At 63.7% G+C, this 22,376-nt stretch carries 18 protein-coding genes; 14 read left to right on the forward strand and 4 right to left on the reverse strand.

The window, feature by feature from the left end:
* The first annotated feature begins 100 nt into the window (after window positions 1-100).
* From aroA to rpsA, 3 genes are all read left to right on the forward strand, one after another.
* Complete coding sequence (aroA, locus tag NKK51_RS03570; protein WP_352551239.1) at window positions 101-1,459, forward strand: 3-phosphoshikimate 1-carboxyvinyltransferase; 1,359 nt, start codon at window positions 101-103, stop codon at window positions 1,457-1,459.
* Window positions 1,460-1,710: 251 nt separating this feature from the next.
* Entirely contained in the window at window positions 1,711-2,361 is a 651-nt protein-coding gene (cmk, locus tag NKK51_RS03575) for a (d)CMP kinase (RefSeq protein ID WP_352439795.1), read from the forward strand.
* A 207-nt stretch (window positions 2,362-2,568) separates the two neighbouring features.
* Window positions 2,569-4,266 (forward strand): 30S ribosomal protein S1, encoded by a 1,698-nt coding sequence (gene rpsA, locus NKK51_RS03580; RefSeq protein WP_023811516.1) that lies wholly within the window; start codon window positions 2,569-2,571, stop codon window positions 4,264-4,266.
* A 113-nt stretch (window positions 4,267-4,379) separates the two neighbouring features.
* On the opposite strand, the gene NKK51_RS03585 is transcribed toward rpsA, so the two are convergent.
* From NKK51_RS03585 to NKK51_RS03595, 3 genes are all read right to left on the reverse strand, one after another.
* Entirely contained in the window at window positions 4,380-5,087 is a 708-nt protein-coding gene (locus tag NKK51_RS03585; protein ID WP_023811515.1) for an SDR family NAD(P)-dependent oxidoreductase, read from the reverse strand.
* A 186-nt stretch (window positions 5,088-5,273) separates the two neighbouring features.
* Complete coding sequence (locus NKK51_RS03590) at window positions 5,274-6,875, reverse strand: 5-guanidino-2-oxopentanoate decarboxylase (protein WP_352551241.1); 1,602 nt, start codon at window positions 6,873-6,875, stop codon at window positions 5,274-5,276.
* Window positions 6,872-7,720 carry a dimethylarginine dimethylaminohydrolase family protein gene (locus NKK51_RS03595; RefSeq protein ID WP_128302804.1) on the reverse strand — a complete coding sequence of 283 codons (849 nt, stop codon included), beginning with the start codon at window positions 7,718-7,720 and terminating at the stop codon, window positions 6,872-6,874. The genes NKK51_RS03590 and NKK51_RS03595 overlap by 4 nt, the downstream gene beginning before the upstream one ends.
* Before the next feature lie 244 nt (window positions 7,721-7,964).
* Here NKK51_RS03595 and NKK51_RS03600 point away from each other — a divergent pair, with 244 nt between their 5' ends.
* The 8 genes from NKK51_RS03600 to NKK51_RS03635 all read left to right on the forward strand — a co-directional run bounded on the left by NKK51_RS03600 (window position 7,965) and on the right by NKK51_RS03635 (window position 14,734).
* Complete coding sequence (locus NKK51_RS03600) at window positions 7,965-8,780, forward strand: ABC transporter ATP-binding protein (protein ID WP_023811512.1); 816 nt, start codon at window positions 7,965-7,967, stop codon at window positions 8,778-8,780.
* Window positions 8,781-8,834: 54 nt separating this feature from the next.
* Complete coding sequence (locus tag NKK51_RS03605; protein WP_352551243.1) at window positions 8,835-9,635, forward strand: transporter substrate-binding domain-containing protein; 801 nt, start codon at window positions 8,835-8,837, stop codon at window positions 9,633-9,635.
* Window positions 9,636-9,837: 202 nt separating this feature from the next.
* Window positions 9,838-10,503, forward strand: a complete 666-nt coding sequence (locus tag NKK51_RS03610) for an ABC transporter permease subunit (RefSeq protein ID WP_032909264.1) — start codon at window positions 9,838-9,840, stop codon at window positions 10,501-10,503.
* Entirely contained in the window at window positions 10,503-11,312 is an 810-nt protein-coding gene (locus NKK51_RS03615) for an ABC transporter permease (protein ID WP_023811509.1), read from the forward strand. Before NKK51_RS03610 ends, NKK51_RS03615 begins: the two co-directional genes overlap by 1 nt.
* A 179-nt stretch (window positions 11,313-11,491) precedes the next feature.
* Window positions 11,492-12,493 carry an Ldh family oxidoreductase gene (locus NKK51_RS03620; RefSeq protein WP_352551312.1) on the forward strand — a complete coding sequence of 334 codons (1,002 nt, stop codon included), beginning with the start codon at window positions 11,492-11,494 and terminating at the stop codon, window positions 12,491-12,493.
* A 240-nt stretch (window positions 12,494-12,733) separates the two neighbouring features.
* Window positions 12,734-13,015, forward strand: a complete 282-nt coding sequence (locus NKK51_RS03625; RefSeq protein ID WP_023811506.1) for a hypothetical protein — start codon at window positions 12,734-12,736, stop codon at window positions 13,013-13,015.
* 195 nt (window positions 13,016-13,210) lie between these two features.
* Window positions 13,211-13,663, forward strand: coding sequence for a DoxX family protein (locus NKK51_RS03630; RefSeq protein WP_352551245.1), 453 nt, complete (start codon window positions 13,211-13,213; stop codon window positions 13,661-13,663).
* Between the two features lie 93 nt (window positions 13,664-13,756).
* On the forward strand, window positions 13,757-14,734 hold the full coding sequence (locus NKK51_RS03635; protein ID WP_352551247.1) for a complex I NDUFA9 subunit family protein: 978 nt from the start codon (window positions 13,757-13,759) through the stop codon (window positions 14,732-14,734).
* 33 nt (window positions 14,735-14,767) lie between these two features.
* Here NKK51_RS03635 and NKK51_RS03640 read toward each other — a convergent pair whose 3' ends face one another.
* The gene (locus tag NKK51_RS03640) at window positions 14,768-16,135 is read right to left on the reverse strand and encodes a cytochrome P450 (protein ID WP_352551249.1); all 1,368 of its coding nucleotides are present in this window, start codon (window positions 16,133-16,135) and stop codon (window positions 14,768-14,770) included.
* A 177-nt stretch (window positions 16,136-16,312) separates the two neighbouring features.
* On the opposite strand from NKK51_RS03640, the gene NKK51_RS03645 reads away from it, so the two are divergent.
* From NKK51_RS03645 to gyrB, 3 genes are all read left to right on the forward strand, one after another.
* Window positions 16,313-16,882: an NADPH-dependent FMN reductase gene (locus NKK51_RS03645; protein WP_023811502.1), complete on the forward strand. Its 570-nt coding sequence runs from the start codon at window positions 16,313-16,315 to the stop codon at window positions 16,880-16,882.
* Between the two features lie 91 nt (window positions 16,883-16,973).
* Window positions 16,974-19,592, forward strand: coding sequence for a caspase family protein (locus tag NKK51_RS03650; RefSeq protein ID WP_352551251.1), 2,619 nt, complete (start codon window positions 16,974-16,976; stop codon window positions 19,590-19,592).
* Window positions 19,593-19,753: 161 nt separating this feature from the next.
* Entirely contained in the window at window positions 19,754-22,225 is a 2,472-nt protein-coding gene (gene gyrB / locus NKK51_RS03655) for a DNA topoisomerase (ATP-hydrolyzing) subunit B (protein WP_128302797.1), read from the forward strand.
* The last annotated feature ends 151 nt before the right edge of the window (window positions 22,226-22,376 follow it).

Consider the following 22,376-nt stretch of genomic DNA (forward strand, 5'->3'; position numbering starts at 1 on the left):
TGACGACCATGGGGGATGACCATTTCGGCCCGCCGTGATACGAGACCGCCGCAACAAATGAAAAGCGCCGGCCTGCCGGCATTCCGTCCAGGGAATTTCCATGTCTCACGCCGCCGCGCCCAAGCCGGCCACCGCCCGCCAATCCCCAGCCCTTTGCGGTATCGCGCGCGTGCCGGGCGACAAGTCGATCTCGCACCGCTCCTTCATGTTCGGCGGCCTCGCCTCCGGGGAGACCCGCATCACCGGCCTGCTCGAAGGCGAGGACGTGATGCGCACAGGTGCTGCCATGAAGGCTATGGGCGCACATATCGAGAAGAACGGCGACGAGTGGGTGATCCGCGGCACCGGCAACGGCGCGCTGCTGCAACCGGAAGGGCCGCTCGATTTCGGCAATGCCGGCACCGGCTCGCGGCTCACCATGGGCCTCGTCGGCACCTATGATATGGAAACGACCTTCATCGGCGACGCCTCGCTGTCCGGCCGGCCGATGGGCCGCGTACTCGAACCCTTGCGCCAGATGGGCGTGCAGGTGTTGAAGGCGACGCCGGGCGACCGCATGCCGATTACGCTGCATGGGCCAAAGCATGCCGCCCCGATCACCTATCGTGTGCCGATGGCCTCGGCGCAGGTAAAGTCGGCGGTGCTGCTCGCCGGCCTCAACACGCCCGGCATTACCACGGTGATCGAGCCGGTAATGACACGCGACCACACGGAAAAGATGCTAAAGGGTTTTGGCGCCAATCTGTCGGTCGAAACCGACGAACGCGGCGTGCGCCACATCTTCATCGAAGGCCAGGGCAGACTGACCGGCCAGACCATCGCGGTGCCGGGTGACCCCTCCTCAGCCGGCTTCCCGCTGGTGGCCGCGCTGATCGTGCCGGGATCGGACATTGTGATCGAAAACGTGCTGATGAACCCGACCCGCACCGGCCTGCTTTTGACGCTCCAGGAAATGGGCGGCAAGATCGACATTTTGAACCCGCGCAACGCCGGTGGCGAAGATGTCGCCGATTTGCGCGTGCGCTACTCCGAGTTGAAGGGCGTCACCGTGCCGCCCGAGCGGGCGCCGTCGATGATCGACGAGTACCCCGTGCTTGCGGTCGCTGCCAGCTTCGCCGAGGGCGAAACGCTGATGCAGGGACTGGAAGAGCTGCGCGTCAAGGAATCCGACCGGCTGTCGGCCGTCGCCAACGGGCTGAAGCTCAACGGCGTCGACTGCACCGAGGGCGAGGCCTCGCTCGCCGTGCGCGGAAAACCGGGCGGCAAGGGGCTGGGTGGCCATCCGAACGGCCAGGACACGACCGTGCAGACCCATCTCGACCACCGCATCGCCATGAGTTTCTTGGTCATGGGGCTGGCGACGGAAAAGCCGGTGACGATCGATGACGCCGCGATGATTGCGACGAGCTTTCCGGAGTTCATGGGGCTGATGACGGGGCTGGGCGCGGAGATCGGCTAGTCGATGGCTTGGGACCAGACTGCAACGCTGGCGGGACAGCACCCCCCTCTGTCCTGCCGGACATCTCCCCCGCAAGGGGGGAGATTGGCGGCTTTGGCGCTCCATTCAATCCTGCAATATTGGCGATTGGCTAAGTCAGCGGTGATGGCTGATCTCCCCCCTTGCGGGGGAGATGTCCGGCAGGACAGAGGGGGTGAAGAATCTCGGCGCCCGTCTTCTTCATCGCACCTGTCAATCGCGGCGGCCCGCCAATGACTCACACCTTCACCATCGCTATCGACGGCCCGGCCGGCGCCGGCAAAGGCACCCTCGCCCGCCGACTCGCCGACCATTACCGGCTGAACCTGCTCGACACCGGCCTCACCTATCGCGCCGTCGCCTATGCGCTGATCCAGCACGCGCTGCCGCTCGACAATGTCTCGGCGGCCGAAACCGCTGCCCGCCAGGTCGATCTGGCGAAGCTCGACCGCGCGGTGCTGTCGGCGCATGCCGTCGGCGAGGCTGCCTCCAAGGTCGCGGTGTACCCGACGGTGCGGCGCATCCTCGTCGAAAAGCAGCGCGACTTCGCCAAGACGCCGCCGGGTGCGGTGCTCGATGGGCGCGACATCGGCACCGTCGTGTGCCCCGACGCCGACATCAAACTCTATGTGACAGCGAGCGCGGAGGTGCGGGCACAGCGCCGGCTGTCGGAGATCGAAAGCATCGGCGGCACCGCTGATTTCACCGAGATCCTCGCCGATATCGTGCGCCGCGACGAGCGCGACATGGGTCGAGCGGACTCACCGTTGAAGCCGGCGGCCGACGCGCACTTGCTTGATACCAGCGAAATGGCTATAGAAGCCGCGTTTCTTGCAGCCATGGCGATCATAGACGACGTGCTGGCCAAAAGAGACAAGGCCTGATCCGGGTTTTCCCTCGTATTCCGTTGTCGGAGGCGAAGAAAATACCCATATCGGGCACGAACCAGCCTGCCAGCATTCTTCATGCGCCGGAATTGCCGCTTAAAGAGCGGCCCAGGGTTTTTGTAGCCCGGAACGCCGGCAGGCCAACGCAACGCTAACCCACGGCGCCCGTCCCGCTTTTAGATGCGGGGCACTCCAGGAGAAACAATGTCAGCTGCAAATCCCACTCGCGACGATTTCGCGAGCCTGCTCGAAGAATCTTTTACCGCCGGCCATTCCGGCGAAGGTCAGGTCGTCAAGGGCATCATCACCGCCATTGAAAAAGACATGGCTATCATCGACGTCGGCCTCAAGGTCGAAGGCCGCGTGCCGCTGAAGGAATTCGGCGTCAAGGGCAAGGACACCACCCTCAAGGTCGGTGACACCGTCGAAGTCTATGTCGAGCGCATCGAAAACGCGCTTGGCGAAGCGATGCTTTCACGTGAAAAGGCCCGCCGCGAAGAGAGCTGGGTCCGTCTCGAAGAGAAGTTCACCAAGGGTGAGCGCGTCGAAGGCGTCATCTTCAACCAGGTCAAGGGCGGCTTCACCGTCGACCTCGACGGCGCCGTGGCCTTCCTGCCGCGCAGCCAGGTCGATATCCGCCCGATCCGCGACGTCTCCCCGCTGATGCACAACCCGCAGCCCTTCGAGATCCTCAAGATGGATCGCCGCCGCGGCAACATCGTGGTGTCGCGCCGTACCGTGCTTGAGGAGAGCCGCGCCGAACAGCGTTCGGAAATCGTGCAGAACCTCGAAGAAGGCCAGGTTGTCGAAGGCGTCGTCAAGAACATCACCGATTATGGTGCGTTCGTCGACCTCGGCGGCATCGACGGCCTGCTGCATGTCACCGACATGGCATGGCGCCGCGTCAACCATCCGACCGAAATCCTCAACATCGGTCAGACGGTCAAGGTGCAGATCATCCGCATCAACCAGGAAACCCACCGCATCTCGCTCGGCATGAAGCAGCTCGAGAGCGATCCGTGGTCCGAGATCGGCACCAAGTTCCCGATCGGCAAGAAGATCAAGGGTACCGTCACCAACATCACCGACTACGGCGCGTTCGTCGAGCTGGAGCCGGGCATCGAGGGTCTCATCCACGTTTCGGAAATGTCGTGGACGAAGAAGAACGTGCATCCCGGCAAGATCCTGTCGACGACCCAGGAAGTCGACGTGGTGGTGCTCGAGGTCGATCCGGCCAAGCGCCGCATCTCGCTCGGCCTCAAGCAGACGCTCGAGAATCCGTGGCAGGCTTTCGCCTCGAGCCATCCAGTCGGCAGCCAGGTCGAGGGCGAGGTCAAGAACAAGACCGAGTTCGGCCTGTTCATCGGCCTCGAAGGCGACGTGGACGGCATGGTGCACCTTTCCGACCTCGACTGGACGCGTCCGGGCGAGCAGGTCATCGAAGAGTACAATCGCGGCGACATGGTCAAGGCGCAGGTGCTCGACGTCGACATCGACAAGGAGCGCATCTCGCTCGGCATCAAGCAGCTGGCCAAGGATACGGTCGGCGAAGCGGCGACTTCAGGCGAACTGCGCAAGAACGCGGTCGTCACCTGTGAAGTCATCGGCGTCAAGGATGGCGGTCTGGAAGTGCGGCTGGTCGACAGCGGCATCGAAACCTTCATCAAGCGCTCCGATCTGAGCCGTGACCGCGACGAGCAGCGCCCCGAGCGCTTCACCGTCGGCCAGAAGGTCGACGCGCGCGTCATCGCCTTCGACAAGAAGACCCGCAAGCTGCAGGTCTCGATCAAGGCGCTGGAAATCGCCGAAGAGAAGGAAGCGGTCGCTCAGTACGGCTCGACCGACTCCGGCGCTTCGCTGGGCGACATCCTGGGTGCCGCGCTGAAGAAGCAGGGCAGCTAAGCCCTTCGCACCGCGAAGCCCTTCGAAGCGAAGTTTTCGCACAGGCTCGAAAACAAAACCCCGCCGGAACAATCCGGCGGGGTTTTTCTTTGACCGCGGTAAAGGGTGGAAGGTTACGCCCTGCCGTAAAGCGGCACCAGCGTACCACTCATCGCCAGATTGGCCGGCGATGCCAGATAGGCGATGGCCTCGGCGGCGGCTTCGAGGCTGACCCATCTGGTGACATCGGCATCCGGCATGTCGGCGCGGTTTGCCGGCGTATCGAGTGTCGACGGCGCCACGGCATTGACCAGGATGCCCTTGTGCTTCAGCTCTTCGGCCATCGCCACCGTCATGGCTGCCACCGCCGCCTTGCTGGCGGCGTAAGCGACCATGCCGGCGCCGCGTCGCGGATCGAGCCCGGCGCGCGCGGTGACGTTGACGATACGGCCCGCGGTATCCGATGCGAGCATAGAGCGTACCGCGGCGCGGCAGCACAGGAAGGCTGTGCGCGCATTGGTGTCCATCATCTCGGCAAAGGACGCCGACTCGATCTTTTCAACAGGTGCCGAGGTGAAGCCGCCGGCCAGATGGATCGAGCCCCAAAGGCCTGGAACCTGGCTGTAGAACGCTTCGACCTTGGCAGGGTCCGAGAGATCGACGTTGTGCACCAGCTGGACACGGTCATGCGTGGTAAAGGGGAAATGCGTGGGGGCGGCAGCATGGGCGTTGGGCACATGGCAGATCGCGCCGTCACTCAGCAGTTTGCCGACAACCGCACCGCCGAGCGCACCGGTTCCACCGGTCACGACGATATGCTTGCCTTCAAGTGTTTCCGTCATCTTGGACGCTCCTGTCATTTTTTTGTCGTTAGGTCGTTTCTGTGCCGCCGACGCGAAGCGTCGCGCCTTTTGCGCCATCACTCAATTGACATCTCGACATGGCAGTTGTCGCGTCTTTGCATGCGTCCGCCCACCGGCCGGCCGTGGTTCAGGGCCGTCGAGACGGGAAATACGTAGCACCGTCCTTCAGTCAACCGTGATTTCGATGACGCGCGGCAGTCCGGTGGCCCGGGCGCGCTTCAACGCGTCCGCGAGAGCGTCGATATCGGCAAGCCGTTCGGCGCCGATGCCATAGGCCTCGGCCAGCTTGCAGAAATCGGGCGGCGCCGGCGATACGCCGACGGGCTCGACACCGACATCGAGCATGGAGGTTTCGATCTCGCGGTAGCCTCTGTTATTCCAGACGATGAAGATGACCGGCGCCCGCGCATCGAGCGCGGCGCCCAACTCCGGCAGCGTGAACTGGAAGCCGCCGTCGCCGGTCAGGCAGACAACCGGCGCATCGGGTATCGCAAGGGCCGCGCCAATCGCCGCCGGCGGGCCATAGCCGAGCGCGCCGAAGCCGGTGGCGGCATTGAACCAGCCGCCTGGGCGGTCGTGGTCGTAATAGAGGTTGGCCGCATAGATCGGCTGCGTCGAATCGCCGACGATGAGCGCGCCCGGCAAGGTGTCGCGGATCATCTCGACGGCACGCACTTGCGCCTGCAGGGTCGGATTGAGCTCGGCAAAGGCTGCTTTTCGTGTAGTAGCGGCGCGCGACGGACCGCCCTCGCTTGCCCGGACATGGCCCGTTTCCAGAAGCAGCGCTTCGAGCGCCTCGGCGCAATCGGCCTGGATCGAAACGGTTGCCGGGCGGCGGGCAATCTGGTCCGCGCCGATATCGATGCGGATCAGATTGGCGGGCAGGACGAAGCCGCCATCGCTGTAGCCGTCATAGTCGGTCGGGCCGAATTCGGTGCCGGCGGCAATGACCAGATCGGCTTCGGCCATCAGCGCCCGTACTGTCTTCAGGCTGGGACTGGCCGGCACGCAAAGCGGATGACCATGCAGCAGGCCGCGCGCATTGGTGGTCTGGACGACCGGCGCTCCCAGCCGCTCGGCCAGACGCCGCAATGGCGCCCCGGCGCGTTTGGCGCCGCCGCCGACCAGGATCAGCGGGCGGCGCGCGGCAGCGATGAGTTTGGCCGCGCTGGCAATTGCGGCACCTTCCGGCGCGGGTGGCGTCACATTGCTCAGCATGGCAGCGATGCCATCCGCCGGCTTGACCATGACGTCGGTCGGGATCTCGATATGCACCGGGCCGGGCCGGGCCAATGAAAACAGGGCGAAGGCCTGCGCCAGAGCAGCGGGCAATTCGCTGGCCTCGGTGACGCGCTTCGAAAACAGCGCCACCTTCTCCATCATGCCGCGCTGATCCGGCAGTTCATGCAGATGGCCGAGGCCCTTGCCCAGCGTCGGCATGGCGTTGACGCCGGATATGACCAGCATCGGCACCGAATCAGCGCGTGCCTGCCCCATGGCGGTGATGGTGTTGGTGAGCCCCGGTCCGGTGATGACGAAGGCGACGCCCGGCCTGCCGCTGGCGCGCGCATAGCCATCGGCCATGAAGCCGGCGCCCTGTTCGTGACGCGGCGTGACGTGGCGGATCTTCGAGCGCGCCAGCCCGCGGTAGAGCTCGACCGTGTGGACGCCCGGAATCCCGAACACCGTGTCGACGCCATGCGCTTCGAGCAGCGAAATCAACGCCTCCCCGACCGTCGTCCCAGTGGTGGCCCCAGTGGCGATCATTGGCGCAGCACCGGGCGCGTCAGGCAGGTCGGACCGCCCTCGCAGGCGATGCAGAGCGCATCCGCATCGAAGGTGGCGACCGTGCAGCCGGCCGCTTCCATGGCGGCCGCCGTCCTGGGAAAGCCGGCAACGGCAATGATCTGGCGCGGCGCGGTCGGCAGCACATTGAGACTGAGCCCGCTGGAGGCGAAGAACTCGTCGGCATCGCCCTCGACCAGCTTGATGCCGCGCGCCCGCAGCATCTGGTAGAAGGCGGCCGGCAGCAAGGGCGCATAGACCAGCGCCAGATCGTCGGCGAGCGGGCTGATCACCGACATCAGATGCAGGCAGGCTTCCTCGCCGTGCCAGAGCGGCAGATCGAAACCGAAGACCGAAATGCCCTTAGGCGAGAGCAGGTTCGAAAGCTGCTGGATGCCGTCCTGGTTGGTGCGTACGCCACGACCGACGGCCAGCGTGGTTGCGTCGACCCAGACACAGTCGCCGCCTTCCACCTGGCCCGGATCGTCGATCCGGCCGAGAATGGGGATCCCCATGCGCTTGTAAGCTGCCTCGTGCAGACCGGGCTCGGCACGGCGCAGCGCCTTGCCCATCGAAAGGATAATCGCGCCATGATCGGTCATCAGCGACGGATCATGGGTGAAGACGGAATCGGCCAGCCCGTCATCGGCGTCCGTCAGCCATTCGATCTCGGCGCCGGAAGCCGCGACCATGCTGGTCAACTGCTCATGCTGGGCCGCCGCCTTCTGCGGATCGAACCCCGGACCATAGTGCCATTCCTGTGCCCTGGCATGACGCATGGCGCTCGTGGCGGATCGCATCAACACGCGTTTCAGGGGTCCGGCCATGGACTGCGACCCGTATGATTTGCCCACTAAATTCTCCCTGAACGTCGGTTGGCGCCACTAACCACTACAGCAAGCTGTGATCAATAGTCCAAAAACCATGGTTGACGGAGGCAAGCGGAACGGTCCATCCTGAGCATGGGAACTCTGTCCAGTGACGGGTAATGGGTAAAAGATACCAGCAGCGACGAGCTCGAACGCTCCGCGGAGCGTGGAAGGAATGACGGCCATAAGCGCCGCATCCGGGATGACAGCGCAAAGCGCCGCACCCGCATTGAAACATACGGCGCAGGACGGCGCCGCCGAAGCCATCCATGTCGAGAACCTGCACAAGAGATTCGGTGAGCTGCATGTGCTGAAGGGCGTCTCGCTGTCGGCGCGCGACGGCGAGGTCATCGCCATCATCGGCGGCTCGGGCTCAGGCAAATCGACCCTGCTGCGCTGCATCAACTGCCTGGAAAACCCCACCAGCGGCATCATCCGCGTCAATGGCGAGGAGATCAAGCTCAAGGCCGACAGCCATGGCCACACGGTCCCGGCCGACCGCAAGCAGATCGAGCGCATCCGCTCCAAGCTCGGCATGGTGTTCCAGAACTTCAACCTGTGGAGCCACATGACGCTGATCGAAAACGTCATCGAGGTTCCCGTACATGTGCTTGGCATCAAGCGCGATGTGGCGATCGGCGAGGCCGAGAAACTGCTCGCCCGTGTCGGTCTGGCCGAAAAGCGCGACGTCTATCCGGCCTATCTGTCGGGCGGCCAGCAGCAGCGCGCGGCGATCGCCCGGGCGCTGGCCATCAATCCGCGCGTCATGCTGTTCGACGAGCCCACCTCCGCACTCGATCCCGAGCTGGTCGGTGAGGTGCTGAAGGTGATCGGCGACCTGGCGCGCGAAGGCCGCACCATGGTGCTGGTCACCCACGAGATGAAGTTCGCCCGCGAGGTCGCGACGCATGTCGTCTATCTCTACAATGGATTGGTCGAGGAAGAAGGCCCGCCGGAGCAGATCTTCGGCGCTCCCAAATCCGAAAGGCTGAAGCAGTTCATCCGCAACATCGGCTAGGACAGGCCGGGACGGAAGAAAACCGGGAACCAACAACAAACTGGGAGTCGTGACATGAAGACTGTTCTGAAAACATTCGCCGCAGCGCTGCTGCTCGGCGTCGCCGCCATGGGCGTGGCCAAGGCCGATCCGGTCAAGATCGGCGTCGCCGCCGAGCCTTATCCGCCCTTCACCTCGCCCGATGCTTCGGGCAAGTGGGTCGGTTGGGAGATCGACTTCATCAATGCCGTCTGCGCCGAGGAGAAGCTCGATTGCGTCATTACCCCGGTCGCCTGGGACGGCATCATCCCGGCACTGACGACCAAGAAGATCGACCTCATCGTCTCCTCGATGTCGATCACCGCCGAACGCGCGAAGACGATCGATTTCTCGGACAAGTACTATAACACGCCGACCGCGATCATCGGCCCCAAGGACCAGAAATTCGGCTCCGCCCCGGACGACCTCAAGGGCAAGATCGTCGGCGTGCAGGTTTCGACGGTGCACGCTGTCTACGCCAAGAAGCACTTTGGCAGCACAGCCTCGGAGATCAAGGAATACCAGACCCAGGACGAGGCCAACAACGATCTGGCCGCCGGCCGCCTCGATGCGGTTCAGGCCGATTCCATCGCGCTTGGCGAGTTCCTGAAATCCGACCAGGGCAAGGCCTGCTGCGACTTGAAGGGGATGGTCGCTCCTGACGACGAAGTGCTCGGACCGGGCGTCGGCGCCGGCGTGCGCAAGGAAGACACCGAACTGAAGGGCAAAATCAACGCCGGCATCAAGGCGATCCGCGCCAACGGCAAATATGACGAGATCTCGAAGAAATACTTCGATTTCGACATTTACGGCGGTGGCGGCGCACAGTCGAACTGACGATCCTCGTATGAGCGGTGGGGCATGGCGCCAGCGCCATGCCCCCTGCTCGATCTTTCCCAGGCATGTTTGCCGCCGACGCAGCCGTCGGCGGTTGGCCAGCACTTCGGGGGCGACGCTGATCGACGCACTTCTTTCGGCCTCCGCGGCCGGCATCACCGAGCTTCTCTCGCCCTACCCGCCAGGCTGGGGCGGGGCTCTTTTGGTTGGGCTGCTCCATTCGATCGAGATCGCGCTGGGCGCCACGTGCCTCGGCCTTCTGATCGGCACCGGCGGCGCCTATGGCAAACTTTATGGCGGGCCGGTGGTGCGCGATCTCCTGGCGGTCTACACCACCATCGTGCGCGCGGTGCCCGAACTGGTGCTGATCCTGCTGCTCTATTACGCCGGAACCGACCTGATCAATCAGGCGCTGACGGCCATGGGCTATCAGCGCGTCGACGTGAGTGGCCTTGCCGCCGGCATCGCCGTGCTCGGCTTTGTCCAGGGCGCCTATTCGACAGAGGTGATACGCGGCGCGATCCTGGCCATTCCGCAGGGCCAGATCGAGGCCGCCCGCGCCTATGGAATGTCTCCGGGCCTGATGTTGCGGCGCATCACCTTGCCGTCAATGCTGCCCTTCGCCATACCGGGCCTCGCCAATCTCTGGCTGATCGCCACCAAGGACACCGCGCTGCTGGCGGTCGTCGGTTTCTACGAACTGGCGCTGGCGACGCGGCAGGCGGCGGGCGTCACCAAAGCCTATTTCACCTTCTTTTTCGCGGCGGGCGTGCTCTATCTGCTGCTGTCGCTGGTCTCCAATCTCATCATCGGCCGGGTCGAGGCATGGTCGCGGCGCGGCATGCCTTCGCTCAAGGAGGCGCGCTGATGGCCAACGAGGCCGCCATCATCAATGTCGTCGCGCGAACGTCGCTGTGGCTGCAGCCGCACCGCATCGTGCTGATCCTGATCGCACTCGGCCTGGTTCTGTCGGCCGCCTTTTTCATGCGCTGGGACTGGCTGCCGCAATATTATGAAATGGGCTTGATCGGCATCTGGCGGTCGCTGTGGATCCTGGCCGTCACCTGCGTCCTGGGCTTCCTGCTGGCCGTGCCGCTAGGGCTGGCGCAAGCCGCCGGCTCATTCTGGTTCGCCGCGCCCGCCAAGGTGTTCTGCACGGTGATCCGGGGCACGCCGCTGCTGATCCAGCTATGGCTGCTTTATTACGGCCTGGGCTCGCTGTTCCCGCAATATCCTTGGATCCGCGAATCCTGGATGTGGCCATATCTGCGGCAAGCCTGGCCCTATGGCGTGCTGGCGTTGACCCTGTCGTTCGCCGGCTATGAGGGCGAGGTGATGCGCGGCGCCTTTGCGGGCGTGCCGAAGGGGCAACTCGAAGCCGCCCGCGCGTTCGGCATGAGCCGCTGGAAGGCGTTCCGGCGCATCTGGCTGCCGCAAGCCATCTATCGGGCGTTGCCGACGCTGACCGGGGAGACCGTGCTGCAGTTGAAATCGACGCCGCTGGTGGCGACGATCAGCGTCATCGACATCTTCGCCGTTTCGTCCAAGGTGCGGCAGGACACCTATCTCACCTATGAACCCCTGCTGCTGCTGGCGCTGATCTACATGATGATCACCGGTATTCTGGTCTTTGCGTTCAGCAGGATAGAAGCGCGGATCCCCAACAAGATTGGTTAGAGGGGAGTAGGGGAGTAGGGGAGTAGGGGAGTAGGGGAGTAGGGGAGTAGGGGAGTAGGGGAGTAGGGGAGTATCCGGCTACTATCCACATTCACATTTCCATCCCCATTCGCTATTCACTGCTCACTGTCCCCTACTCCCGTACTCCCCTATTCCCTTACTCCCCTAGGACGGCCATGATGCAACTCAGTCTCGACCAGGCAAAAGGACTGTGCCGGATGGCGGCACTTGGCGCCGGCGCCAATGAGGAAGCGGCACAATCGCTCGCTGCTTCGATCATATCAGCCGAGGCCGAAGGGCTTTCCTCGGTCGGTCTGTCGCATTTCATCGACTATCTTGAGGCGCTGGAAGCCGGACGCATCGACGGCAATGCCGATCCGGTGATCACCCGGCCGGCGCTTGCGGTCTATCTCTCCGATGCACGCGGCGGGCTGGCGCATACCGGCTTCGACCGCACCATCGACGACCTCGCCAAGGCGGCAAAGCTGTTCGGTGTCGCCGTCTTCTCGCAGAAGAACGCCTATACATGCGGCGCGCTCGGCTATTTCACCGGAAGGCTGGCAGCACTTGGACTGGTGTCGTTCGCCGCCACCAACGGCCCGGCCGTGCTTGCCGGCTCGGGCTCGGTCAAGCCGGTCTATTGCACCAACCCGATGTCGTTTGCCGCACCCGCCGCCGACGGCGCGCCGCTGGTCATCGACCAGTCGTCAAGCGCCACCGCCTTCGTCAACATCCGCAAAGCGGCCGAAGAGGGCAAGACAATCCCGGAAGGCTGGGCGCTGGACGCCAGCGGCAACCCGACCACCGATCCGGCCGCCGCCATGAAGGGCGCCATGCTTGCCTTCGGCGGCCAGCGCGGTGCCAACATCGCGTTGATGGTCGAAGTGCTGGCAGCCGGCCTGTCAGGCGCCAACTGGTCGCTCGACGCGCCATGGTTCAGCGGCGGGCCGGACAGTCCCGGCACCGGCCTGTTCGTGCTTGCCGTCGAGCCCAAGCTGCTCGATCCGGATTTCGAGCAGCGGATGAAGGACCAACTCGACCGGCTGCGGCGGCGCTTCGGCGTGCACGTGCCGGGCCGCGCCCGTGCAGAGGCGGCAGAGAAGGCGCAAGCGCGGGGCATCACCGCATCCAAGGCGGTGGTGCAGCGCATTTCCGAATTCGCCGCACGCTACTCTTCCTGAATAATAATTAAATATCAATTGGTTATCTGAAATCAGCCCGCCCCAGGCGCGGTGCGGTGCGATTTTCTTTGCGCGCCGCTGAACCTTTCCGCGCCTTGCTGCGACACAGCTTTGTCCAGGGCAAGGCGAGCTTGCCCGATCCACACCGGGGGAAGCACCAAACCGAAATCGAAAGCCTGCATCACGCGATGGCCGGTCCTTCGCGCCTCGGAAACTCAACCCAAATCAAAGGAAATTGTCATGACCAACACCAAGATCACCATGCTGACCGCCGTCCTTCTGCTCGGCTCGTTCATGGGTGCCACACAGGCAGCCACCTTGAAGGCCGCGCCGGCCAAGCCGTCCAGCCCGGGTGTCATCACTGCCCCGAGCGGCGGGGCCACCGAAGATCACTACTGCAAGAACGGCCATGCAAAATTCGCCAATTGCAGCGCCGATTTCGTCGCCGCCTGCAAGAAGGTTGGTGGCACCATGTCGGATGTTCAGGGCTGGGGTGGGCGTACTTGCTTCACGCCCTCCTGATACCGTCTCAGGTCAGGCCGCTCCGTCGGCCCCTGGCTTCGCATGGACGTCGCCCGGAAAACCCCGCTTCTGCGGGGTTTTCTGCGTTTGGCCGCGCAATGTTAAAACATTCGTAGTTTGGTCAACTTTTGTTTATTTGACTTCGTCCGACCTGATCGGCCGTTTGCGCTGATCAAGCAAAACAGAGGAGCTACAATGTCGGCAAGCACGGACAATCCCCGCAACGCCCTTATCATTCCGGCCCTTGGCAGGGTTTACGCCGCTCTGCACGATGGTGCCGAAACGGTTCTTCGCGTCGTCGCCGGTGGGTTTCTAGCCATCCACGGTTCGCAGAAGATCACCCATCCTTTCGGCGCCGCCGAGATGGTCGAGGGTCTCGGCTTTTATCCGGGTGCGTTGTGGTCCTTGCTTCTGGCCTGCACTGAATTCTTCGGCGGCATCTTCATCGCCATCGGGTTTTTGACGCGGCCGGCCGCCTTTGCCGGCCTGTTCGTGCTGCTGGTCACGGTCTGGTTCCACTGGGTCACCATGGGCCAAGGTTATTCGGGCGCGGAAAAGTCGCTGCTGTGGGCGGCGATCCTGCTCTTCTTCGTCATTCGCGGCGGCAACCGCCATTCGGTCGACGCCCGTATCGGCAAAGCGTTCTGACAGGCTGATAGCGACGACGCGTCGCCCTTTGCCTTTGGCACGAAACGGATTATGAAACGGCTTCAGCCAAGCTTGCGAGCGCCGGAGCCAGCCATGACCGAAATCCTGCAGACCCCAAAGCTCGTCGTCGTCTTTGGCGGGTCAGGCTTTGTCGGCCGCCATGTCGTGCGCGCGTTGGCCAAGCGCGGCTATCGCATCCGGGTCGCCTGCCGGCGGCCCGATCTCGCCGGCCATCTGCAGCCGCTCGGCAATGTCGGCCAGATCCAGCCGGTCCAGGCCAATGTGCGCGTGCGCTGGTCGGTAGACCGCGCCGTGCAAGGCGCCGACCATGTCGTCAATCTGGTCGCCATCCTGCATGAGAGCGGCCGGCAGAAATTCTCCGCCGTGCACGAGTTCGGCGCCCGCGCAGTGGCCGAGGCCGCGCGCTCGGTCGGCGCCGGCCTGACCCACATTTCTGCGCTTGGCGCCGATCTGGACTCCGAATCGGACTACGCGCGAACCAAGGCGCTTGGCGAAAAGGCTGTGCTGGAGACGATCAAGGACGCCGTGATCTTGCGGCCGTCGATCAATTTCGGACCCGAGGACGCCTTCTTCAACCGCTTCGCCAACATGGCGCGCTATTCGCCGGTGCTGCCGCTGATCGGCGGCGGCCAGACCAAGTTTCAGCCGGTCTATGTCGGCGACGTGGCCGAAGCGGTGGCACGCTCGGTCGACGGTAAGGTGGATGGCGGCCAAATCTATGAACTCGGCGGACCGAAGGTGCTCACCTTCAAGCAGTGTATGGAAGAGCTGCTCGACGTGATCGAGCGCAAGCGGCTGCTGGTGCCGGTGCCGTGGTGGGTGGCCAACATCCAGGCCTCGATCCTCGGCCTGTTGCCCAATCCGCTGCTGACCAAGGACCAGGTGATGCAGTTGCGCGAGCACAACGTCGTTTCGGACGCGGCCGCCAAGACCAACAGGACGCTTGCAGGGCTCGGCATCCAGCCGCAATCGATCGCGACGATCCTGCCCAGCTATCTCTGGCGCTACCGCGCCGCCGGCCAGTTCCAGCAACGCAAGCCTGCGGCTTGATTTATCACAACCGTCTGAAGCTGTGTCTCATGCCTATCGCGGCGTGACCCGCATTGGCAGACCGCCTTGTGGCTGCGTGGTGAGTTTCTGCACCGGCCAGGGCTTGGTTTCGGCGGTGGTGTCGAAGCGGAAGCGCGACAGCATGATCGCCAGCGCGATGATCGCCTCCTGCATGGCGAAGCTGGCGCCGATGCAGACGCGAGGACCGGCGCCAAACGGCAGATACTGGAAGCGGTCGATCTTTTCGCGATTTCCCGGGTGGAAGCGCTCCGGCAGGAAGGCATCCGGCCGGTCCCAAAGCTTCCTGTGGCGATGCACGACCCATGGCATCACCAGCACGGCGGCATGCTTGGGGATATGAAGATCCTTCCACATTTCCGGTTCGATCGGCTCGCGGTTGATCGACGGCGCCGGCGGATAGAGCCGGAGCGCCTCGTCGAAGGCGGCGCGGGTGAACGGCATGGCATCGAGCCATTTCGTCGGATCGGGCTCGCACGCCAGCACCTGGTCAATCTCCTGCTCGACCCGGTTGCGCTCCCACGGTGATTCCGCCAGGCAATACAGCGTCCAGCCCAAAGCCCGCGCGGTCGTCTCATGGCCGGCGCCGATGAAGGTGATGATGTTGTCCTCGACCTCGGCCCGCGTCAGTCCGTCGGGGCCCTCGGCCTTGAGCAACAGCGTCAGGAAATCCTGCGGCACGGCACCTGGATCGCGCTTGAATTTCCCTTCGCGCATCTTGACCGTGTCGGTGACGATCTTGCGGAAATAGGCCATGGTCTTGCGGCCACGGATGCGGGTCAGCCTCGGCAGCCAGTCGGGCGCGCGCAACAGGTCGAGCGGGTCGACGCGTCCCATGGTCTCGAACAGGCGGTCGATCTCGTTGGCGAAACTGCCGGGCTCGCCAGCGATCTCGCCGGAAAACAGCGTCTCGGCCAGGATGTCGTAAGTGAGCAGCGTCATGTCATGAGCGATGTCGGACGTGCCGCCGTCTTCATAGCGGGTGACGAAGTCCAGCGTGCGTCTCAGCATCGGCTGGGCGAAGCCGAAGATGTGGCGCGGCGTGAACACCGGCGCCATCGCCTTGCGCGACCGCTTCCAGACCTCGCCCTCGGCGGTCAGCAGGCCGTCGCGCAGGATCGGCCGCAGGATCTTCTGGCGCACCGTCGCCATCTTGTAGTTCCTGGCGTTGTCGACCAGCACATGGCGGATCAGGCCGGGATCGTTGGCGACGATCAGATGTCCGCCAACGCCATTGGCCGAAATCCAAGGCTCGTTGTAGGTGTGTTCACCCCACAATTCGAGCGGGTTGCGGTAGACGATGCGGATCATCTCCAGCGTCGAGGGCGGCGTCGTGCGCGGCTTCGGCGCCGGGGGAATGAAGGGGGCGGGCTGGATGTCCATGCTGTGCTCCGCTGATGACCCAATGTAGTGGGCCGCAAAGCAGGCGTCCATGTGACCGTACGGCAAGGCCCTGCTCTCCGGAACGTGACCGGTTACCGTGAGGTGCCTTCTTGTTGCCCCGAGCGGCATGCCCTAGGTGGCAGTCACCAATGGATACCGCTATCGCAGGAGCCCAGCTTGAAGCACCAGTTGAACATCATCATCGGCAGCACGCGGCCAGGCCGCGCAGGGCCGGTTTTTGCCAAGTGGCTGGAGACGTTCGCGCGCGAGCATGGAAAATTCGAGCCGGTACTGACCGACATCGACACGTTCAAGCTTCCGGTGCTGGACGAACCGCACCATCCAAGACTCGGCAATTACCAGAACGACCATACCAAGGCTTGGTCGAAAGCGATCGATGCCGCCGATGCCTTCGTCTTCGTGGCGCCGGAATACAATTATTTCGTGGCGCCGGCGATCGTCAACGCGATCGATTATCTCTCGCGTGAATGGAAGTACAAGCCTGCCGCCATTTTCAGCTATGGCGGCGTCTCCGGCGGCCTGCGCGCGGCGCAAGCGCTGAAGCCGCTGCTGACCTCGGTGGGTGTCATGCCGATCTCGGAAGGCGTCGCCCTGCCGATGTATCAGAAACTGCTCGACGAGAACGGCGCTTTCAACGCCGGCGAACAGGTGCAGGGCGGAGCCAAAACCATGCTCGACGAGCTGTTGCGCTGGAGCGAGGCTTTGAAGCCTATGCGGGCTGCCTGAAAACGCTGGTCTTCCGCAAAAAGCCCGGCTTGCTCATGGCATAAAGAGGTGGAATGTTCGCGCAAAGGGACAAGCCGGGGGGCGGTTCGACTTGCGTTTGCTTTTTGCCTTGCTGCTGATGCTCATGACCACCGCCACCGCGGCGGCTGAGCGGCGCGTGGCCTTGATCATCGCCGACGACGACTACCGCCTGATCCGGCCGCTTGCCAACCCGGTTCATGACGGCGAGGCGATGGGAGCGGTGCTGAAGAAGCTCGGCTTCGAGGTCGTCCTCGAAACCAATCGCGACCTCAGGCGCATGCGCCGCGCGCTCGACGATTTTCGCCAGGATGCCAAAGGCGCCGACGTGGCGCTGGTCTATTTCTCCGGCCACGGCGTCGAAATCTCTGGCGACAACCGGCTGCTCCCGGTCGATGCCGACGCCTCCTCGCTCGATGCGCTGGAGAAGACCAGCCTGCCGCTGGAGGAGGTGCGCGACAGCGTGGCGGCCACCGCCAAGGTCGGCCTGATCATGCTCGATGCCTGCCGCAGCGATCCCTTCTCGGGAAGCAGCGGCGAAGGGCGCGGCGCGATCTCGCTGGCCAAGGATGTCGCCGACAAGGTGAAGCCGGGTCTCGGCCGGACTGGCCGCGCCGAAAACATCCTGTTCGCTTTCTCGGCAGCACCCGGCGAGACGGCGGCCGACGGAACCGGCCAGAACTCGCCATTCACCACGGCGCTGACCAAATATCTCGGCACCAGCGGGCTCGAAATCCGCTCGGTGCTGACGCTGGTGCAGCAGGAGGTCTACGATTTGTCGCGAGGCAAACAGCTGCCTTACGTCGAGAGCGGCCTGCCGAAGCTGTTCTTTGCCGCGGCCGCCAAGGAACAATTGCCGGAGCGCGAGCGCCTGCTGCTTGCCATGGCCGACGTGACGCCGGAAATGCGCGGTGAGGTCGAGCAGGTTGCCAGCGATGCCGACATGCCGCTGGCGCCGCTCTATGGCGCGCTGATCAGCTCCGACGCCAGTCACCTTTCGGCGGACAGCCTGAATGCCCGGTTGCGCGAGGCGGCCGACGCTTTCGTCAAGGTGCGCGGCGAAATGAGGACGCTGGCCTCCGATGATCCGCAGGTGACGGAATTGCGCCGGCAGGCCGAGGAGCAGCTTTCGCTCGGCGCCTTCGATGGGGCTCGCGCCATCCTCGCAAAGGCCGCCGACATCGACAATGTTTCGCGCAACGCCTTGAAGGCCAATTTCGTCGGCCGCACGCTGTCCGAGGCGGCGACGCGTTTCCTGTCCGGCGGTGCGGCGCGCGCCGACCTCGACTACGCCACGGCCATCAACGATTATGAATCGGTCCTGGCTCTTTACCGCGAGGCCGGGCAGACCGATCTGACCCTGGACCAGGCCGACCGCCAGATCCGCACGCTGGACGAACTCGGCAAGCTCTACACCCTTGTCGGCAGCACCGATGCGGCAGGCCGCGCCTTTGCAGCGCTGGTATCCAATCTCGAGCTGCGTTCGGCCCTGGAAACCGACACGAGCGTCAAGCGCGATTTTGCCGTCAGCCACATCAAGCTCGGCAACGTCAAGCTGGCGCAAGGGGACCTGCCGGAAGCGCTGGAAAACTATCAGACCGCCAGAACCATGCTGCGGGATTTGACCAAGGCCGAGCCTGATCGCCTGCCATGGTTCGGGGACTTCGCCATGGCCGACGACAAGATCGGCAACGTGCTGGTGACGCAAGGCGATCTGGCCGGCGCCGCACAAGTCTACCAGGAAAGCCTGTCGATCAAGAAGCAACTTGCCGATAATGAACCGGAGCGCGCCGAGCTGCAGCGCGACCTGACCATCACCTATGACGAGATCGGCGGCCTTGCCCGGGTCATGGGGCGACTGGACAACGCCCAGATGGCCTACGAGGAGAGCCTGAAGGTCCGATTGGCGCTGGCCGAGAAGAAGCCGCGGGACGCCGAGCGGCAACGCGATGTCTCCGTCAGCCATGATACGATCGGCGACCTCAAGCGCGAGCGCGGCGATGCGGCGGGCGCACTCGCGTCCTATAAAGCGGGCCATGCGATCGTCGAACAATTGGTGGGCCGCGACCCCGACAACAGTGAGCTGAAGCGCGACCTGTCGGTCGGCAACGCAAAGATCGGCAATGCGCTGAGCGATCAAGAGGACTGGCCGGCAGCCCTCGCCGCCTACAGGCAAGCCCTCTCGATAGCCCGCGTGCTGGCGGCCAGTGACCCTGCCAACGCCGACTGGCAACGCGACCTCTCGGTCAGCTTGGAAAAAGTAGCGGGCATTCGGGCGATACAGGGCGACCGCGCCGGAGCACTCAAGGCCTATATAGATAGTTTCGCCATCGCCGACCGGCTGGCCAAGCTCGACCCTGCCAATGCCGGCTGGCAACGCGACCTGTCGATCACTCTGTCCGAGATCGGCATGCTCAAGGCCAAGCAGCGCGACGTCAAAGGCGCGCGGCAGGCTTTCCAGGACAGCCTGGACATCCGCCAGCGGCTTGCCGAGGCAGATCCGGACAACGCTACCTGGCAGCGCGACCTGGTGGTTGCCATGATCGACTACGCTCAGGTCGCCAAGAACCCCAAGACGGTGCTTTCGCAAGCGCTCGACATGACGCTGGAGCTCGACCGTAGCGGGCGGCTGGCGCCACGATACAGGTTCATGATCAAGTTTCTCAAGGACCGGCTGGCCAAGGTGAAATAGGGCTTGGCGAGAGCCTGTCGTGGACAGCCGGCTGATTCCCCGTGAAATGCCTGCAAACCTTGGAAAAACCGCCTTTTGCGCCTATATCTAGTCGATATCAGAGGCGCGATTCGGCGCGGATTTTTTGCGCTGTGCAAGCGGCATCCAGACAACAGGTTTTCATGAGCGATCAGATCGACAACAACAACGGCGCTGAAGCCGAATACGGCGCCGATTCCATCAAGGTTTTGAAGGGGTTGGATGCTGTCCGCAAACGCCCCGGAATGTATATCGGCGATACCGACGACGGTTCGGGCCTGCATCACATGGTCTATGAAGTGGTCGACAACGCCATCGACGAGGCGCTGGCCGGTCACGCCGACCTCGTCACCGTGACGCTAAACCCCGACGGTTCGGTTACCGTGATCGACAATGGCCGCGGAATTCCGACCGACATCCACACCGGAGAAGGCATTTCGGCGGCCGAAGTGATCATGACGCAGCTGCATGCCGGCGGCAAGTTCGACCAGAATTCCTACAAGGTCTCGGGCGGCCTGCATGGCGTCGGCGTGTCGGTGGTCAACGCGCTGTCGGCGTGGCTGAAGCTGAAAATCCGCCGCAACGGCCAGATCTTCGAGATGAGTTTCACGCATGGCAATGCCGACGCACCGCTGAAGGCGACCGGCAGCTATGAGCAGGACAAGCAGCCGGGCACCTATGAGGGCCGCAGCGGCAGCCAGATCACCTTCTTCCCGTCGTCTGAGACCTTCACCATGGTCGAGTTCGACTTCGGCACGCTGGAACACCGGCTGCGCGAGCTTGCCTTCCTCAATTCCGGCGTGCGCATCATTTTGACCGATGCCCGTCACGCCGATGTCGTGCGCCATGAACTGCACTATGACGGAGGCCTCGAAGAATTCGTCAAATATCTCGACCGGGTCAAGAAACCGCTGATCGACAAGCCGATCGCCATCAAGGCCGAGCGCGACGGGATCACCGTCGAAGTGGCGATGTGGTGGAACGACAGCTACCACGAGAACGTGCTGGCCTTCACCAACAACATCCCGCAGCGCGATGGCGGCACGCATCTGGCCGGCTTTCGCGGCGCGCTGACGCGCCAGATCACCGGCTATGGCGAATCCTCTGGGCTGACCAAGAAGGAAAAGGTCTCGCTGATCGGCGACGATTGCCGCGAAGGCCTGACGGCGGTGCTTTCAGTCAAGGTTCCAGATCCGAAATTCTCCTCGCAGACCAAGGACAAGCTGGTCTCGTCGGAAGTCCGTCCTGTCGTCGAAGGCCTGGTCAACGAAGCGCTCGGCACCTGGCTTGAAGAACATCCGAGCGAAGGCAAGGTGGTCGTCGACAAGGTGATCCAGGCCGCGGCGGCGCGTGAAGCGGCGCGCAAGGCGCGCGATATCACCCGCAAGAGCTCGCTCGGCGTCACTTCCCTGCCCGGCAAGCTGGCCGACTGCCAGGAACGCGACCCGGCGAAGTCCGAAATCTTCATCGTCGAGGGTGACTCCGCCGGCGGCTCGGCCAAGGGCGGCCGTTCGCGCCAGAATCAGGCCATTCTTCCGCTGCGCGGCAAGATCCTCAATGTCGAGCGGGCCCGCTTCGACCGCATGCTCGGCTCCGACATGATCGGCACGTTGATCACGGCGCTCGGCACCTCGATCGGCAAGGACGAGTTCAACGCCGACAAGCTGCGCTACCACAAGATCATCCTGATGACCGACGCCGACGTCGACGGCGCCCATATCAGAACCTTGCTGCTCACCTTCTTCTTCCGGCAGATGCCGGAGCTGATCGAGCGCGGCCATCTCTACATCGCCCAGCCGCCGCTCTACAAAGTGACGCGCGGCAAGAGCTCGCAATACATCAAGGACGAGAGCGCGTTCGAGGAGTTCCTGATCGGCTCGGGACTGGAGGAAGCATCGCTTACCCTCGGCTCGGGCGAGGTTCGCATCGGACAGGACCTGCGCGGAGCCATCGACGACGCGCTGGCGGTGCGCCAGCTGATCAACGGCCTGCACACGCGCTACAACAGAGGCGTGGTCGAGCAGGCGGCGATCGCCGGCGGGCTCAACCCGGACGTGTTCACCGATCTCGGCCGCGCCAACGACATGGCGGAGCGGATTGCAAAACGCCTCGACATCATCGCCGAGGACACCGAGCGCGGCTGGACCGGCCGCATGTCGACCTCGAATGAAGGCGTCGGCGGCTATGTGTTCGAGCGCACGGTGCGCAGCGTCAAGGAATACGCGCATCTCGACCTGGCGCTGATCAATTCGGCCGACGCACGCCAGCTCGACCGCTACGCACAGCGCCTCAGCGAGGTCTACGGGTCGCCGCCGGTGCTGCGCCGCAAGGATGTCTCCGAAACCATCTCGGGCCCGCTGGCGATGCTCAACGCGGTCTTTGCGACCGGCCGCAAGGGCCTGACGATGCAACGCTACAAGGGTCTCGGCGAGATGAACGCCGAACAGCTGTGGGAAACCACGCTCGATCCGAACGTGCGCTCGCTGCTGCAAGTCAAGGTCAATGACGCGACCGATGCGGATTCGCTGTTTTCGCGGCTGATGGGCGATGAGGTCGAACCCAGGCGCGAGTTCATCCAGGACAACGCGCTGTCGGTCGCCAATCTGGACATCTGATCTGGACATCAAATCTGAATTGGCGCGCTGCGGCGCGCCAATGTTCCGCTGGCGGCAAGAAAATCATTTTACAACGCGCCGGAACGGAAGTTCCCTTGGAACATTGTGACAACATCGATTCACAATATTCTAACAGGAGGCCTCCATGGGA

The sequence above is a fragment of the Mesorhizobium sp. M0011 genome (genome assembly GCF_040324155.1).
Lineage (GTDB): Bacteria > Pseudomonadota > Alphaproteobacteria > Rhizobiales > Rhizobiaceae > Mesorhizobium.